This is a genomic window from Enterobacter sp. 22499 (assembly GCF_052044815.1).
Taxonomy (GTDB): Bacteria; Pseudomonadota; Gammaproteobacteria; order Enterobacterales; family Enterobacteriaceae; genus Enterobacter; species Enterobacter bugandensis.
In genome coordinates, this window is record NZ_JBQENR010000001.1 from 712,419 (window position 1) to 728,638 (window position 16,220).

At 57.0% G+C, this 16,220-nt stretch carries 14 protein-coding genes; 8 read left to right on the forward strand and 6 right to left on the reverse strand.

What is annotated here, in order from left to right; genetic code table 11:
• Positions 1-163: 163 nt before the first annotated feature.
• The 4 genes from potA to potD are packed head-to-tail and all read left to right on the forward strand — an operon-like array spanning position 164 to position 3,972.
• A complete protein-coding gene (potA, locus tag ACTJI7_RS03535; RefSeq protein WP_167401640.1) occupies positions 164-1,312 on the forward strand; it encodes a spermidine/putrescine ABC transporter ATP-binding protein PotA in 1,149 nt (382 codons plus the stop codon).
• Positions 1,296-2,153 (forward strand): spermidine/putrescine ABC transporter permease PotB, encoded by an 858-nt coding sequence (gene potB, locus ACTJI7_RS03540; RefSeq protein WP_041910497.1) that lies wholly within the window; start codon positions 1,296-1,298, stop codon positions 2,151-2,153. The genes potA and potB overlap by 17 nt, the downstream gene beginning before the upstream one ends.
• The gene (potC, locus tag ACTJI7_RS03545) at positions 2,150-2,941 is read left to right on the forward strand and encodes a spermidine/putrescine ABC transporter permease PotC (protein WP_048956794.1); all 792 of its coding nucleotides are present in this window, start codon (positions 2,150-2,152) and stop codon (positions 2,939-2,941) included. Before potB ends, potC begins: the two co-directional genes overlap by 4 nt.
• Positions 2,938-3,972, forward strand: a complete 1,035-nt coding sequence (gene potD / locus ACTJI7_RS03550) for a spermidine/putrescine ABC transporter substrate-binding protein PotD (protein ID WP_028012743.1) — start codon at positions 2,938-2,940, stop codon at positions 3,970-3,972. Before potC ends, potD begins: the two co-directional genes overlap by 4 nt.
• Positions 3,973-4,011: 39 nt before the next feature.
• Here potD and cobB read toward each other — a convergent pair whose 3' ends face one another.
• Genes cobB through lolC form a run of 5 tightly spaced genes read right to left on the reverse strand, consistent with a single transcriptional unit; the run spans position 4,012 to position 8,951 of the window.
• Positions 4,012-4,833: a Sir2 family NAD+-dependent deacetylase gene (cobB, locus tag ACTJI7_RS03555; protein ID WP_041910499.1), complete on the reverse strand. Its 822-nt coding sequence runs from the start codon at positions 4,831-4,833 to the stop codon at positions 4,012-4,014.
• Between the two features lie 14 nt (positions 4,834-4,847).
• The gene (nagK, locus tag ACTJI7_RS03560; RefSeq protein ID WP_063153838.1) at positions 4,848-5,759 is read right to left on the reverse strand and encodes an N-acetylglucosamine kinase; all 912 of its coding nucleotides are present in this window, start codon (positions 5,757-5,759) and stop codon (positions 4,848-4,850) included.
• A 54-nt stretch (positions 5,760-5,813) separates the two neighbouring features.
• Positions 5,814-7,058 (reverse strand): lipoprotein-releasing ABC transporter permease subunit LolE, encoded by a 1,245-nt coding sequence (lolE, locus tag ACTJI7_RS03565; protein ID WP_047368298.1) that lies wholly within the window; start codon positions 7,056-7,058, stop codon positions 5,814-5,816.
• Positions 7,058-7,759: a lipoprotein-releasing ABC transporter ATP-binding protein LolD gene (gene lolD, locus ACTJI7_RS03570; RefSeq protein WP_192985959.1), complete on the reverse strand. Its 702-nt coding sequence runs from the start codon at positions 7,757-7,759 to the stop codon at positions 7,058-7,060. Before lolD ends, lolE begins: the two co-directional genes overlap by 1 nt.
• Entirely contained in the window at positions 7,752-8,951 is a 1,200-nt protein-coding gene (gene lolC / locus ACTJI7_RS03575) for a lipoprotein-releasing ABC transporter permease subunit LolC (protein WP_028012739.1), read from the reverse strand. Before lolC ends, lolD begins: the two co-directional genes overlap by 8 nt.
• A 256-nt stretch (positions 8,952-9,207) precedes the next feature.
• Here lolC and ACTJI7_RS03580 point away from each other — a divergent pair, with 256 nt between their 5' ends.
• From ACTJI7_RS03580 to ldtC, 3 genes are all read left to right on the forward strand, one after another.
• Positions 9,208-10,281 (forward strand): acyltransferase family protein, encoded by a 1,074-nt coding sequence (locus ACTJI7_RS03580; RefSeq protein ID WP_048959703.1) that lies wholly within the window; start codon positions 9,208-9,210, stop codon positions 10,279-10,281.
• A 149-nt stretch (positions 10,282-10,430) separates the two neighbouring features.
• On the forward strand, positions 10,431-13,877 hold the full coding sequence (gene mfd, locus ACTJI7_RS03585) for a transcription-repair coupling factor (RefSeq protein WP_440669710.1): 3,447 nt from the start codon (positions 10,431-10,433) through the stop codon (positions 13,875-13,877).
• A 150-nt stretch (positions 13,878-14,027) separates the two neighbouring features.
• Positions 14,028-14,993 (forward strand): L,D-transpeptidase LdtC, encoded by a 966-nt coding sequence (ldtC, locus tag ACTJI7_RS03590; protein WP_100170471.1) that lies wholly within the window; start codon positions 14,028-14,030, stop codon positions 14,991-14,993.
• Between the two features lie 73 nt (positions 14,994-15,066).
• Here ldtC and bhsA read toward each other — a convergent pair whose 3' ends face one another.
• Complete coding sequence (gene bhsA, locus ACTJI7_RS03595; RefSeq protein ID WP_023332711.1) at positions 15,067-15,324, reverse strand: multiple stress resistance protein BhsA; 258 nt, start codon at positions 15,322-15,324, stop codon at positions 15,067-15,069.
• Between the two features lie 244 nt (positions 15,325-15,568).
• On the opposite strand from bhsA, the gene comR reads away from it, so the two are divergent.
• Positions 15,569-16,204, forward strand: coding sequence for a TetR family copper-responsive transcriptional repressor ComR (comR, locus tag ACTJI7_RS03600; RefSeq protein WP_028012732.1), 636 nt, complete (start codon positions 15,569-15,571; stop codon positions 16,202-16,204).
• Positions 16,205-16,220: the final 16 nt, after the last annotated feature.

Consider the following 16,220-nt stretch of genomic DNA (forward strand, 5'->3'; position numbering starts at 1 on the left):
TCCCGCAAACGAGAACTTTTTACGTTTATATCTTTATGCGTTAATAAATGTAGCTTATGAATCAGTGACAAGGATTGGCGATTACGGGGGATTGCCGTAGAATGTCCGCCCTCATTACGAGTCACCAAGGTGGTTACACACAAACCCCGCTTCAGTCTGCTGCCTGAGGCGTCTATATGGGACAGCGCAAAAATTGAATACACAATCCCGTTCTCGTTCACCGCTGGTGCAACTGGAACGAATTCGTAAAAGCTTTGATGGCAAAGACGTCATTTCCGACCTCAACCTGACCATCAATGATGGTGAGTTTCTTACGCTGCTTGGCCCTTCCGGCTGCGGCAAAACCACCGTACTGCGCCTTATCGCCGGGCTGGAAAGCGTTGATAATGGCCGCATCCATCTTGAAAACCAGGACATAACCCAGGTTCCTGCCGAAGATCGCCACGTCAATACCGTTTTTCAGAGCTACGCCCTGTTCCCGCACATGACCGTGTTTGAGAACGTGGCGTTTGGCCTGCGGATGCAAAAAACCCCGGCTAATGAGATCGAACCGCGCGTCACCGAAGCCCTGCGCATGGTTCAGCTGGAGACGTTTGCCCAGCGAAAGCCCCACCAGCTCTCCGGCGGTCAGCAGCAGCGCGTGGCCATTGCCCGCGCGGTCGTCAATAAACCGCGCCTGCTTCTGCTGGATGAATCCCTCTCCGCGCTGGATTACAAGCTGCGCAAGCAGATGCAGAACGAGTTGAAAGCGCTACAGCGCAAGCTCGGTATCACCTTTGTCTTCGTCACCCACGATCAGGAAGAGGCGCTGACCATGTCAGACCGTATCGTGGTAATGCGTGACGGTAAGATTGAACAGGACGGTACGCCGCGTGAAATATACGAAGAGCCGAAAAACCTGTTTGTCGCCAGCTTTATTGGCGAGATCAATATCTTCAACGCCACCGTACTTGAGCGTCTGGATGCACAGCGCGTTCGCGCGAACGTCGAGGGACGCGACTGCATTATCACCGTGAACTTTGCCGTCGAGAAAGGACAAAAACTCAACGTCCTGCTGCGCCCGGAAGATCTCCGCGTTGATGAGATCCACGACACGGCCGACGTCGAAGGTCTGATCGGTTACGTTCGCGAACGTAACTATAAAGGGATGACCCTCGAGTCCGTTGTGGAACTGGAGAACGGCAAAATGGTGATGGTCAGCGAATTCTTTAACGAGGACGATCCTGACTTTGACCACTCTCTTGACCAGAAAATGGTTATCAACTGGGTAGAAAGCTGGGAGGTTGTGCTGGCTGATGAAGAACACAAGTAAGTTCCAGAAGGTGGTTATTGCCACTATCGTCGGTTGGCTTGTGTTATTTGTCTTTTTACCCAACCTGATGATCATCGCCACCAGCTTCCTGACCCGCGACGATGCAAACTTCGTTTCGCTGGTCTTTACGCTGGACAACTACGCGCGCCTGCTCGATCCGCTCTATTTCGACGTGCTGTTGCACTCGCTCAATATGGCGCTGATTGCCACCGTGGCCTGCCTGCTGCTGGGGTACCCTTTCGCATGGTTCCTGGCAGGACTGCCGCAAAAGGTGCGCCCGCTGCTGCTGTTTCTACTGATTGTGCCGTTCTGGACCAACTCGCTGATTCGCATCTACGGGCTGAAAATCTTCCTCAGCACCAAAGGCTACCTCAACGCGTTTCTGCTGTGGCTGGGCGTGATTGATACGCCAGTGCGCATCATGTTTACCCCAGGTGCGGTAATCATTGGCCTGGTCTATATCCTGCTGCCGTTTATGGTGATGCCGCTCTACTCCAGCATTGAGAAGCTCGATAAACCGCTGCTGGAAGCGGCAAAAGATCTGGGGGCCAGCAAGCTGCAGACCTTTATCCGCATTATCATTCCGCTGACCATGCCCGGCATTATTGCGGGCTGTCTGCTGGTGATGCTCCCGGCGATGGGCCTGTTCTACGTTTCTGACCTGATGGGCGGGGCGAAAAACCTGCTTATCGGCAACGTGATTAAGAGTCAGTTCCTGAACATCCGCGACTGGCCGTTCGGCTCCGCGACCAGCATTACGCTCACGGTGGTGATGGGGCTGATGCTGCTGGTCTACTGGCGCGCTTCTCGCCTGCTCAACAAGAAGGTGGAACTCGAATGATCGGTCGACTGCTTCGCGGCGGTTTTATGACCGCCATTTACGCTTACCTTTATATCCCGATTATCATTTTGATCGTGAACTCGTTTAACAGCTCGCGGTTCGGGATCAACTGGCAGGGGTTTACCACCAACTGGTACAGCCTGCTGATGAACAATGACAGCCTGCTGCAAGCCGCACAGCACTCGCTGACGATGGCGATCGTCTCCGCCACCTTCGCCACGCTGATTGGCTCACTGACCGCCGTGGCGCTGTACCGCTACCGTTTTCGCGGCAAGCCGTTCGTCAGCGGCATGCTGTTTGTAGTGATGATGTCGCCGGACATCGTGATGGCGATTTCGCTGCTGGTGCTGTTTATGCTGCTGGGCGTACAGCTTGGCTTCTGGTCGCTGCTGTTTTCCCATATCACCTTCTGCCTGCCGTTTGTGGTGGTCACCGTCTACGCGCGTCTGAAAGGGTTCGACGTGCGCATGCTGGAAGCGGCGAAAGATCTGGGTGCCAGCGAGATGATCATCCTGCGCAAAATCATCCTGCCGCTGGCGATGCCTGCCGTCGCCGCCGGATGGCTGCTCAGCTTTACCCTGTCGATGGATGACGTCGTGGTTTCCTCCTTCGTGACCGGGCCGAGCTACGAAATTCTGCCGTTGAAGATCTATTCGATGGTAAAAGTTGGCGTCTCACCGGAGGTGAACGCGCTGGCGACCATACTGCTGCTGTTTTCGCTGGTTCTGGTGATCGCCAGCCAGGTTATTGCTCGTGATAAAACAAAATCTCAGGGGACAATGAAATGAAAAAAATGCTCGCCGCTGCGGCGCTGGTGCTTGGCATGGGTGCCGCGCACGCTGATGACAGCAAAACGCTCTACTTCTACAACTGGACCGAGTACGTGCCGCCGGGCCTGCTGGAACAGTTCACAAAGGAGACGGGCATCAAGGTGATCTACTCGACCTACGAGTCGAATGAAACCATGTATGCCAAGCTCAAAACCTACAAGGACGGCGCCTACGATCTGGTGGTTCCTTCCACCTACTTTGTCGACAAAATGCGCAAAGAGGGCATGATCCAGAAGATCGACAAAACGAAGCTAACTAATTTTTCAAACCTCGATCCTGAGATGCTCAACAAGCCGTTCGACCCAAATAACGACTACTCCATTCCGTACATCTGGGGGGCGACGGCGATTGGCGTGAACAGCGAGGCCATCGATCCAAAAACGGTCACCGGCTGGGCGGATCTGTGGAAACCGGAATACAAAGGCAGCCTGCTGTTAACCGATGACGCGCGTGAAGTGTTCCAGATCGCGCTGCGTAAGCTTGGCTATTCCGGTAACACCACCGATCCGAAAGAGATCGACGCGGCTTACAACGAGCTGAAAAAGCTGATGCCTAACGTGGCGGCATTCAACTCTGATAACCCGGCAAACCCGTATATGGAAGGCGAAGTAAACCTGGGGATGGTGTGGAACGGCTCTGCGTATGTTGCCCGTCAGGCCGGTACGCCGCTGGAGGTGGTCTGGCCGAAGGAAGGCGGGATCTTCTGGATGGATAGCCTCGCGATCCCGGCCAACGCGAAGAACGTGGACGGTGCGCTGAAGCTGATTAATTTCCTGCTGCGTCCGGACGTGGCGAAACAGGTAGCCGAGACGATTGGCTACCCGACGCCAAACCTGGCCGCCCGCAAGCTGCTGAAGCCTGACGTGGCTAACGATAAGTCACTCTATCCAGATGCCGAAACCATCAGCAAAGGAGAATGGCAGAACGATGTAGGCGACGCGAGCCGCCTTTACGAAGAGTATTATCAGAAGTTAAAAGCAGGTCGTTAATGCAATACATAACGGGCGACGCAACGTCGCCCGTTACTCTTACAGCCCCTTCAGAAGCTTATCTACAAACGCTGGCACCACCTCGCTCGCCAGGCCATATTGCTTCTCTTCAAACTCGCTGCCCACCTGGCTCGGCTCCAGATTGAGCTCCACCGTATGCGCCCCGTGCAGTCGCGCTTCGTGAACAAACCCCGCCGCCGGGTAAACGTGCCCTGATGTGCCAATAGCGATAAACACGTCCGCCATCGCCAGCGCGCTGTAGATCTCATCCATCCCCAGCGGCATTTCGCCAAACCAGACCACGTGCGGACGCAGGCGCGACGGGAACTGGCAGCAGTGGCACTTGTCCTCTGGCAGCACGTCCTCTTTCCAGTCCAGCACCTGGCCGCTCCAGGCGCAGCGAACCTTGAGCAGCTCACCGTGCATGTGGATGATGTTCTTGTTACCGGCCCGCTCGTGCAGGTTGTCGATATTCTGCGTCACCAGCAGAAAACGATCCCCGAGCGCCTCTTCCAGCTTCGCCAGCGCCAGATGCGCCGCGTTCGGCGCAATCTCAGGCTGCTGAAGCTGTCGACGGCGAGCGTTGTAAAACGCCTGCACGAGATCCGGATCGCGGGCAAAGCCTTCCGGCGTCGCCACGTCCTCGACGCGGTGCTCTTCCCACAGCCCGTCTGCCGCACGGAAGGTTTGAATTCCTGACTCGGCGGAGATCCCCGCCCCGGTCAGTACCACCACTCTGGGTTTATCCATCGCTTCTGGCATGATTCTGTCTCTGAAAAAGATCCGCTGGCGCAAGCGCTCTCGTAAGCGGCGTTTGTTTTTGCGAAAACGGCTGAGTCGACCCTGGCGACGCGACAGCATAAAGACCTCGTAAACTAATCGGTGAGATGAAGGAATGCGGCTCCGCGCATGCCTCCCGCGTCCCCGTGTCGCGCGCGTTCAATGCGCGGCACGCGGGCGACCGGCAATAAATGTCGGGGCAGACGCCCGGACAACCGTTCCGTAATCGCAGTAAAGTTTGACAGCCCTCCCCCGATCACCAGCAGATCCGGGTCGACGATGGTGAGAATATTTCCCAGGCACACCGCCAGCAGATCCAGATAGCGCTCGACGTGCTCACGCGCCTGCGCATCCCCCTGCTCCCACAGGGTAATGATTTGAGGGGCCTCAAGTTTCTGATGATAGAAGTGTTCGTAAAGCCATGCAAACCCGCGTCCTGAGAGAGAGTTCTCGATACAGCCGTGCTGGCCGCAGCCGCAGCGGGTGAGCGGGAAATCACGCCCTACCACCTCCAGCGCATCCACCGGGAGACGGATATGACCAAACTCCCCGGTGATGTAGCTGCGCCCGGTAATCGGCTTGCCGTTGATGACAATCCCCCCGCCTACGCCGGTACCGAGGATCAGCCCCATCACCAGCGGATAGCGGCGGAATTCATCGTCCCAGGCTTCAGAGAGGGCAAAGCAGTTGGCATCGTTATCTAAACGCACGTCGCGTTCTAGGAGGGCCGAGAGGTCGGCGCGGAGCGGTTTACCGCTGGCGGCAGGCACGTTGGCCGCGTACAGCGTACCGTCGTCGGTTTCGGGCATGCCCGGAATACCAATGCCGACGCTGCCTTTCACGCCAAATCGTTCATCCGCCTGCGCCACCAGCGCGGCAATGGCGGTTAAAAATTCATCGTAGCTTTCGCGCGGCGTGGGAACGCGGGTTTCCCACTGCAGTTTGAGGTCTTTATCAAACACGCCGAGCGCAATCTTGGTGCCGCCAATATCAAATCCATAATACATAACGCATTCCTCTTTCTGACATAGCGGCCTCAGGACCGCTACACCATGACGTAATTACTGGCCACTTAATACCCTCGCCGGATCAATTCGGCTTGCGCGACGCGCCGGATACCAGCTTGCCAGCAGACTCAGTAAAAGTGCTGTAACCAGCACATAAAAAACGTCCAGCCAGTGCAGTTCAGACGGCAGGAAGTCAATAAAATAGATGTCACCGGACAGGAACTGGTGACCAATAAGCTTTTCAATCCCGTTGATAATCGGCGTCAGCTGCAGAGAAACCACCACGCCAATCACCACGCCGCAAAGGCTGCCGAACAGCCCTGCCAGCAAACCGTACCAGACGAAGATGGCGCGAATAAGACCGTCTTTTGCCCCGAGGGTACGCAACACGGCGATGTCGCCGCTCTTGTCCTTAACCGCCATTACCAGCGTCGAGACGATATTAAAGCACGCCACGCCAATCACCAGCACCATCGCCAGATACATGATCGCACGGATCATCTGGATATCACGGTACATATAGCCGTAAGTGCCGATCCAGCTTTTGATGTAGACATAGTTATTGGTCACGCTGCCGGCATCACGCACCAGTTTGTTGGCGTTAAAGACGTCGTTCACCTTAATGGCAATGCCCGTCACGCTGTCGCCCATGTCGAGATACTGGCGCGCATCTTCCAGCGGAACCATCGCAAAGCTATGGTCAAGCTGGCCGCTCAGCTGAAGAATACCGGTGACGTGCAGGCGCACGCGTTTTGGCTGCTGCAGTTTGTGATCGGCGCTGGCATTCGGGATCATGATTGACACCCAGTCGCCCTGCTTCACCTTCAGGGCATCGGCAACGCCTTTACCCATAATGATCTGCTGCTCGCCGGCCTTAAAGTTCGCCCACGCGCCGTTCTGCACATATTTCGGCAGCGCGCTGAGCCGCTCCTCCTGGGCCGGATTCACCCCTTTCACCTGAATGGCGCGCAGGTTTACCCCGCTCTCCACCAGTCCGGTAAAGTTAATGTATGGCGCGGCCGCGGCAATGCCCGGCACTTTTTCCACTTTGGCGAGCGCATCGCTCCAGTTGGCCCACGGCTGGTTAACCGGCTCGATCTCCCCGTGCGGCACCACCGCCAGAATGCGGTTATTCAGTTCGCGCTCAAAGCCGTTCATGGCGCTTAAGCCGACAATCAGGACCGCCACGCCCAGCGCAATACCGATGGTGGAGATCACGGAGATCAGCGACACCATACCGCCGCGACGGCGGCCGCGGCTAAAGCGTAACCCGATGAGTAACGATAACGGTGACGCCATTACTCTGCCCCCATCAGGGTCAGTTCCGCATTCAGATGGCCGTCGCGCATCTCAAGCTGGCGACCCATGCGTTTTGCCAGCTGCAGATCGTGAGTCACCACCAGAAACGCGGTTCCCTGCGAGGCGTTAAGCTCGCCGAGAAGCTGGAAGATACTGTCCGCATTGCGCGCGTCCAGGTTACCGGTAGGCTCATCCGCCAGCACCAGACGCGGGTTGTTGACCAGCGCACGGGCAATTGCCACGCGCTGGCGCTCGCCGCCGGACAGCTCCGACGGGCGGTGATTTCCCCGGTGGCCCAGCCCTACCGCTTTCAGTATATCGCTGGCGCGGGCGTTGATTTCTGCCGGTTTCTTTTTGCCAATCAGCAGCGGCATCGCCACGTTTTCCAGCGCCGTGAAGTCCGGCAGCAGGTGGTGGAACTGGTAGATAAAGCCCAGCTCGCGGTTACGCAGCTCGGCCTTCGCCGCAGAGGACATTTTGCTCATCGGCTGACCGGAGAAGATCACGTCGCCGTTGGTTGGCGTGTCCAGCCCGCCCAGCAGGTGCAGCAGCGTACTTTTGCCCGAGCCGGAGCTGCCGACAATCGCCATCATCTCGCCCTCGCCCACGCTGAAGCTCACATTGTGCAGCACGTCGGTCTGCACAGTGCCTTCCTGATAGCGTTTGGACAGGTTGTCGCATTGCAACAGGATCTTATTCATAACGTAAAGCCTCAGCGGGTTGAGTGGCGGCGGCGCGCCAGGAAGGATAAAGCGTAGAAAGCAGAGCAATGGCCATCGCGGCCAGCGCAATTCCGACCACCTGCAGCGGCTCGATAGCCACCGGCAGCGCCGCGCCGTCAAGGAGCGCGCCGATGATCGGCATTAAGTTATTAAGCTGGCTGGCAAGCAGTGCGCCGAGCACGGCGCCCAACAGCGCGCCGATAATGCCTGCACTGGCCCCCTGCACCATAAAGACCGCCATGATCTGGCGCGGCGTCAAACCCTGGGTTTGCAGGATGGCGACTTCGCCCTGCTTCTCCATCACCATCAGGCCCAGCGAGGTGATGATGTTAAATGCAGCCACGGCGACGATCAGGCTCAGCAGCAGCCCCATCATGTTTTTTTCCATGCGCACGGCCTGGAACAGCTCGCCTTTACGCTCGCGCCAGTCCTGCCATTTGGTGCCGTCCGGCAGTTTTTGCTGGCTGAGGGTATCGACCTTCAGCGGCTGATCGAGCCACAGGCGCCAGCCGGTGATATTTCCCGCCGGGTAGCGCATCAGGCGTGACGCATCCTGAATGTTCACCAGCATCTGATAGCCGTCAACTTCGCTGTTGGCGGCAAAAGTACCAATCACGTTAAACAGGCGCTGGCTCGGCAGGCGACCCATTGGCGTAAACTGGCTGGCGGACGGCACCATCACGCGCAGCTGATCGCCGCGGTTGACGCCAAGCTGTCCGGCAAGCTGCTCACCCAGAATCACGTTGTATTTTCCGGCTTCCAGATCGGTTTGCTTCACGTTAACCAGGAACGGCGTCAGCGGGTCTTTTTGCGCCGGGTCAATCCCCAGCATCACGCCGACCGCCACGCTGCGGGCGCTTTGCAGCACCACATCGCCAGTGGTTAAGGGCGCAACGCGCGTGACACCCTGTAACTTCGCCGCGCTTTCCGGCAGCTGTTGCGGGTTAACGGAACCGTTATTCGATGAGAGAACGGCCTGCGGCATCAGCCCCAGGATGTTGTTTTGCAGCTCGCGCTCGAAGCCATTCATGACGGAAAGCACCGTCACCAGAGCCATCACGCCGAGCGTAATGCCAATAGTCGAAAGCCAGGAGACAAAGCGACCGAAGCGGTCCGCGGCGCGCCCACGCATGTAACGTAAGCCTATGAAGAGTGCGACAGGTTGATACATGAAGTCCGTCTGTTTGCTGATAGCAGACCCACGAGTATATAAGCGAATCCGTTAAGGGTAAATGACTGAAACCGTAAGCTTTGGTAATCATTTTTCCGAAAAATTCAGATAAATCAGGGTACTAATGTCTGAAACCGCGCCTCGCAACCTCCACCTTTTCCGAAAAACCTCCTGATACAGACTGTTACCCATTACATCACGGTTTCGTTTAACAACAATTGCTCGTTCGTCTATGGCAATAAGGTAGTTGCGAACAATGAAGCAAAAAGCATTATGGATAAACCAGATAAAAGGGCTGTGCATCTGTCTGGTGGTGATTTACCACTCGGTTATCACCTTTTATCCTCATCTCAGCGGGCTACAGCATCCGCTCTCCGGTCTCCTCGCCAAATGCTGGGTCTATTTTAACCTCTATCTCGCCCCGTTCCGGATGCCGGTTTTCTTCTTTATCTCCGGCTATCTGATCCGTCGTTATATTGATGAGGTAGACTGGCGCACCAGCCTCGACAAGCGGATCTGGAGCATTGTCTGGGTTCTGGCGCTGTGGGGGATCCTGCAATGGCAGGCGCTGACCCACCTGAACGCCTGGCTGGCGCCCGATCGCGAGCTTGCCACCTCGTCGAACGCGGCCTACGCCGATTCTCTGGCAGGATTTGTGCGGGGCATGCTCACCGCCAGCACCAGCCTGTGGTATCTGTATGCTCTGGTGGTCTACTTCACGCTGTGTAAACTGCTGAGCCGCTGGAAGCTGCCGGTACTCGGACTGCTTGCGCTGGCGAGCATCGCGATCAACTTCCTGCCGCTGCCGTGGTGGGGAATGAACAGCGTGGTACGCAACATGATCTACTACAGCCTGGGGGCGTGGTATGGCGCCGAGCTGATGGCGTGGATGAAAAGCTTCAACCTGCGCCGCACCTGGCTGGCTACTGGCGCTTTCGCGGCCGTCTCCGTGGTGCTGTGGTTTGCTAACGTTCCTCTCCTGCTTTCTCTGCTGTCGATCGTGTTGATCATGAAGCTGTTCTACAGCCTTGAGCAGCGTTATGCCGTACATCCCAACAACCTGCTGAACGTGATTGGCTCAAACACCATTGCGATCTATACCACCCACCGCATCTTAATTGAGGCCTTCAGCCTGATCCTGATTGGCGAGATGAATGCCGCCCTGTGGCCGGTCTGGGCAGAACTGTGCTTAATACTGGTCTACCCGATTGCCAGCCTGCTGATCTGTACCCTTGCCGGGCTCGGGGTGCGTAAAATTTCCACCGCGCTGTTCGGGGACCTTTTCTTCTCTCCTCCGTCTGCGCGGAGCCTGTCACCTGCCACCCGTTAATGCCCTCTCCGCCCCCGTTTTGGGGGCGTTTAGCCCTGCCGTGCGGTTACAATTTGCTTATGTAAAACGATCGAGGATAATAAAGACATTGCGTATCAGTGATATGCCCCAATACTGTTGGTATATCCATAAGAGACTCTGACATAGCCATGCCTGAACACTATCGTTATTCCTTGCCCGTCAAAGCGGGCGACCAGCGCCAGCTGGGTGAACTCACGGGCGCGGCGTGCGCCACGCTGGTGGCAGAAATCGCTGAGCGGCACCCTGGCCCGGTGGTGCTGGTTGCCCCGGATATGCAAAACGCCCTGCGCCTGCACGATGAAATCCGCCAGTTCACCGATAGCCTGGTGTTCAGCCTGGCCGACTGGGAAACGCTGCCGTATGACAGTTTCTCCCCGCATCAGGAGATCATCTCCTCGCGCCTGTCGACGCTATATCAACTCCCGACCATGCAGCGCGGCGTGCTGATTGTGCCGGTGAATACCCTGATGCAGCGCGTCTGCCCGCATAGCTATCTGCACGGCCACGCGCTGGTGATGAAAAAAGGCCAGCGCCTGTCTCGCGACACCCTGCGAGACCAGCTTGACGGTGCCGGATATCGCCATGTCGATCAGGTCATGGAGCACGGGGAATATGCCACCCGCGGCGCGCTGCTCGACCTTTACCCGATGGGCAGCGACCAGCCGTATCGTCTGGATTTCTTTGATGATGAAATCGACAGCCTGCGCGTGTTCGATGCCGACACCCAGCGCACGCTGGAAGAGGTGGAATCCATCAATTTACTGCCTGCCCACGAGTTCCCGACGGACAAAACCGCCATCGAGCTGTTCCGCAGCCAGTGGCGCGACAGGTTCGACGTAAAGCGTGATGCAGAACATATCTATCAGCAGGTCAGCAAAGGTACGCTCCCGGCCGGAATCGAATACTGGCAGCCGCTGTTCTTCAGCGAGCCGCTGCCCGCCCTGTTCAGCTACTTCCCGGCGAATACCCTGATTGTGAACACCGGCGATATCGACGCCAGCGCCAGCCGCTTTGAAAGCGAAACCCGCGCACGCTTCGAAAACCGGGGCGTTGACCCGATGCGTCCGCTCCTGCCACCGGAAGCGCTGTGGCTGCGCACCGACGAACTCAACGCCGAGCTGAAGCGCTGGCCGCGCATGCAGCTGAAAACCGATTCGCTTGCCGATAAGGCCGCCAACACCAACCTCGCCTTCCGCACGCTGCCGGAGCTGGCCGTTCAGGCGCAGCAGAAATCGCCGCTGGATAATCTGCGCAAGTTCCTGGAGTCCTTTACTGGCCCGGTGGTGTTCTCCGTTGAGAGTGAAGGCCGCCGCGAAGCTTTGGGTGAGCTGCTGGGACGCATTAAGGTGGCCCCGAAGCGCATCCTGCGTCTGAGCGAAGCGACCGGAAACGGTCGTTATCTGATGATCGGCGCCGCCGAGCACGGGTTCATCGACACGCTCAACAACCTGGCGCTGATTTGCGAAAGCGACCTGCTGGGCGAGCGCGTCGCGCGCCGCCGTCAGGACAGCCGTCGGACCATCAACCCGGACACGCTGATCCGCAACCTGGCCGAGCTGCATCCAGGCCAGCCGATTGTTCACCTGGAGCACGGCGTTGGCCGCTATCAGGGGATGACCACGCTGGAAGCGGGCGGTATCAAAGGTGAGTACCTGATGCTGACCTACGCCAACGACGCCAAACTCTATGTACCGGTCTCGTCGCTGCACCTGATCAGCCGCTATGCGGGCGGCGCGGAGGAAAATGCGCCGCTGCACAAGCTGGGCGGCGACGCCTGGACGCGTGCACGCCAGAAAGCGGCGGAAAAAGTGCGCGACGTGGCGGCCGAACTGCTGGATATCTACGCCCAGCGCGCGGCCAAAGAGGGCTTCGCCTTTAAGCACGACAAAGAACAGTACCAGCTGTTCTGCGACAGCTTCCCGTTTGAAACTACGCCGGATCAGGCTCAGGCTATTAACGCCGTGCTGAGCGACATGTGCCAGCCGCTGGCAATGGACCGCTTAGTCTGCGGCGACGTCGGCTTCGGTAAAACCGAAGTGGCGATGCGCGCCGCCTTCCTTGCGGTTGAAAACAACAAGCAGGTGGCAGTGCTGGTGCCGACCACCCTGCTCGCCCAGCAGCACTTCGACAACTTCCGCGACCGCTTCGCCAACTGGCCGGTACGCATCGAGATGCTGTCGCGTTTTCGCAGCACCAAAGAGCAGACGCAGATCCTGGAGCAGGCAAGCGAAGGCAAGATCGATATTCTGATCGGTACCCACAAGCTGCTGCAAAGCGATGTGAAGTGGAAAGATCTGGGGCTGCTGATCGTCGACGAAGAGCACCGCTTCGGGGTGCGTCATAAAGAGCGCATCAAAGCGATGCGCGCGGACGTCGACATCCTGACCCTGACCGCCACGCCGATCCCGCGAACCCTGAACATGGCGATGAGCGGCATGCGCGATCTGTCGATTATCGCCACGCCGCCGGCGCGCCGTCTGGCGGTAAAAACCTTTGTCCGCGAGTACGACAATCTGGTGGTGCGTGAGGCGATCCTGCGTGAGGTGTTGCGCGGGGGTCAGGTCTATTACCTGTATAACGACGTGGAAAACATCCAGAAAGCCGCCGACAGGCTGGCGGAACTGGTACCGGAAGCGCGTGTTGCCATCGGTCACGGACAGATGCGCGAACGCGAGCTGGAGCGGGTGATGAACGACTTCCACCACCAGCGCTTTAACGTGCTGGTGTGTACCACCATCATCGAAACCGGGATCGACATTCCAACGGCGAACACGATTATCATCGAACGCGCGGATCACTTTGGCCTGGCCCAGCTTCACCAGCTGCGCGGCCGCGTCGGGCGTTCGCACCATCAGGCCTACGCCTGGCTACTGACGCCGCATCCGAAAGCGATGACCACCGACGCGCAAAAGCGCCTGGAAGCCATCGCCTCGCTGGAAGACCTCGGCGCAGGCTTCGCGCTGGCCACGCACGACCTGGAGATCCGCGGCGCGGGTGAACTGCTGGGTGAGGACCAGAGCGGCTCCATGGAGACCATCGGCTTCTCGCTCTATATGGAGCTGCTGGAAAACGCGGTGGACGCCCTGAAGGCCGGGCGCGAGCCGTCTCTGGAAGATTTGACCAGCCAGCAAACCGAGGTCGAGCTGCGAATGCCTTCCCTGCTGCCGGATGATTTCATTCCGGACGTGAATACCCGACTGTCGTTCTACAAGCGCATCGCCAGCGCGAAGACGGAAAACGAGCTGGAAGAAATTAAGGTTGAGCTGATCGACCGCTTCGGCCTGCTGCCAGATGCTGCGCGTAACCTGCTGGATATCGCGCGCCTGCGCCAGCAGGCGCAGAAGCTGGGCATTCGCAAGCTTGAGGGCAACGAAAAAGGCGGCGTCATTGAATTTGCCGAGAAGAACCACGTCAATCCGATGTGGCTGATCGGCCTGCTGCAAAAACAGCCGCAGCACTTCCGTCTTGATGGCCCGACGCGACTGAAATTTACCCAGGAGCTGACGGAGCGCAAAACGCGCATGGACTGGGTGCGTAACTTTATGCGTCAGCTGGAAGAGAACGCTGTCGCGTAACTCGCCCTTCCCCCCGTTAGCGCAGTGCTGGCGGGGGGACAATTTACAAACTCTTTGCACTTCACCCGATCTTCCCGACACACCCATTCGCCATAATTATCTTTAACCCCTTATAAAACAATAACCTTATCATTTACATGGATTATGGTGATGATGACCTCTTCGCGTTTTACCCGCTGGATAACCCTGTTTGCGCTGGCAGCCACCGTCGCGGTTGCGCTTCCTGCGCGGGCAAACACCTGGCCCCTTCCCCCGCCCGGCAGCAAGGTGGTGGGTGAAAACCGCTTTCATGTGGTTGAAAACAATGGTGGCTCTCTTGAAGCGATAGCCAAAAAATATAACGTCGGTTTTCTGGCCCTGCTGCAGGCGAACCCCGGCGTCGATCCGTACGTCCCGCGCGCGGGCAGCGTACTGACCATTCCGTTACAGACTATCCTGCCGGATGCCCCGCGGGAGGGGATCGTGATCAACCTGGCGGAGTTGCGTTTGTACTATTACCCGCCGGGTAAAAATGAGGTTACCGTCTACCCTATCGGTATTGGTCAACTGGGCGGCGATACGCTGACACCGACGATGGTCACCACCGTCTCGGATAAACGCGCCAACCCAACCTGGACGCCGACGGCCAACATTCGCGCCCGCTATAAGGCCCAGGGCATCGATCTTCCTGCCGTGGTTCCGGCAGGCCCGGATAACCCGATGGGTCATCACGCGATCCGCCTTGCCGCATACGGCGGTGTATACCTGCTGCACGGTACGAACGCGGATTTTGGCATCGGCATGCGCGTCAGCTCCGGCTGCATTCGTCTGCGCGATGACGATATCAAAACGCTGTTTAACGTCGTTACGCCGGGAACGAAGGTGAATATTATCAATACGCCGATTAAGGTCTCTGAAGAGCCAGGCGGCGTGCGGCTGGTTGAGATTCACCAGCCGCTATCAAAAAATATCGGCGATGATCCCCAGACATTACCCATTAACCTGAATGCCACGATGGTGAGCTTCAAAACGAATGCGAATACCGATAGCCTGGTGATGGAGCGCGCGATGGAAGCGCGGTCAGGCATGCCGACCGATGTCACCCGGCATCACGATGTCGTCCAGCAGTCCATGTAAGACGGAAAGTAAAACGCCCTGCTAAGCAGGGCGTTTTTTATTGCAGTGGCATAAATGAGGGTTTATGCCCGGCTTATTTGTAGATGACAGCGGTGCCGTGCAGGGTGTTAGGACCGGTCACAGAGGTGATGCGGTAAGATTTTGCACCCATTGCTTCCGCTTTTTGTGCCAGCTGATCTTCCAGAGAGCCCAGGTTAGTCCCGGCAGATGCAGAGATCGTCCCGACTTTATGCTGATCGGCTGGAGTGGATTGTACCTGTACAGCAGCAAAGCTTGCGAAAGAGAGTGAACTCAGTACAGCAGCAGCGATGAGGGTTTTTACGTTTTTCATAATGTTTACCTTTGGCAGATGAATTTTTTGGTCGTTAGCTATTTAGTTAACGATCGATAGATAAATAATAAATGTGATCCAGCTCACGCGTCAACACATTTTTATAACGAGCATTAATTAAATTTTAAAATTGTTATTTTTCATACATATATGATTAATTTATTTTTAAGCATTCTGCACTGGTGGTGGGTTGCGTTTATTTTTATAATGGTCATTCAACAAACCAACAGAGGACCAACGGCAAATGACAACCGACGTCACGAGTTGTGTGAAGAAAAGCCGTGGCCGACCAAAAGTGTTCGACAGGGATGCAGCGCTTGATAAGGCCATGACTCTCTTCTGGCAACATGGGTATGAAGCGACCTCGCTTTCCGATCTGGTAGAAGCCACCGGAGCTAAAGCGCCGACGCTTTATGCTGAATTTACCAATAAAGAGGGGCTGTTCAGGGCGGTGCTGGACAGGTACATTTCGCGCTTTGCGGCGAAACACGAAGCCCAGCTATTTTGTGAAGAGAAAAGCGTTGAACAGGCGCTACGGGATTACTTTACCGCCGTTGCCACCTGCTTCACCAGTAAAGAGACGCCCGCGGGCTGCTTTATGATTAACACCTCTGCCACCCTGGCGGCAGCATCAAAAGAGATCGCCAATACGGTGAAATCGCGTCATGCGATGCAGGAGGAGACGCTCAGCGCATTTCTGGCTCAGCGCCAGCAGCGCGGTGAAATTCCCGCACACTGCCAGCCTCAGATGCTGGCGCAATACCTGAGCTGTATTTTACAGGGAATGTCGATCAGCGCCCGTGAAGGGGCGACGCTGGAAAAACTGCAGAACATTTCCGACACCACGCTGCGCCTGTGGCCTGAACTGCTCAAAATCTGACGCAAAAAAAGCTCCT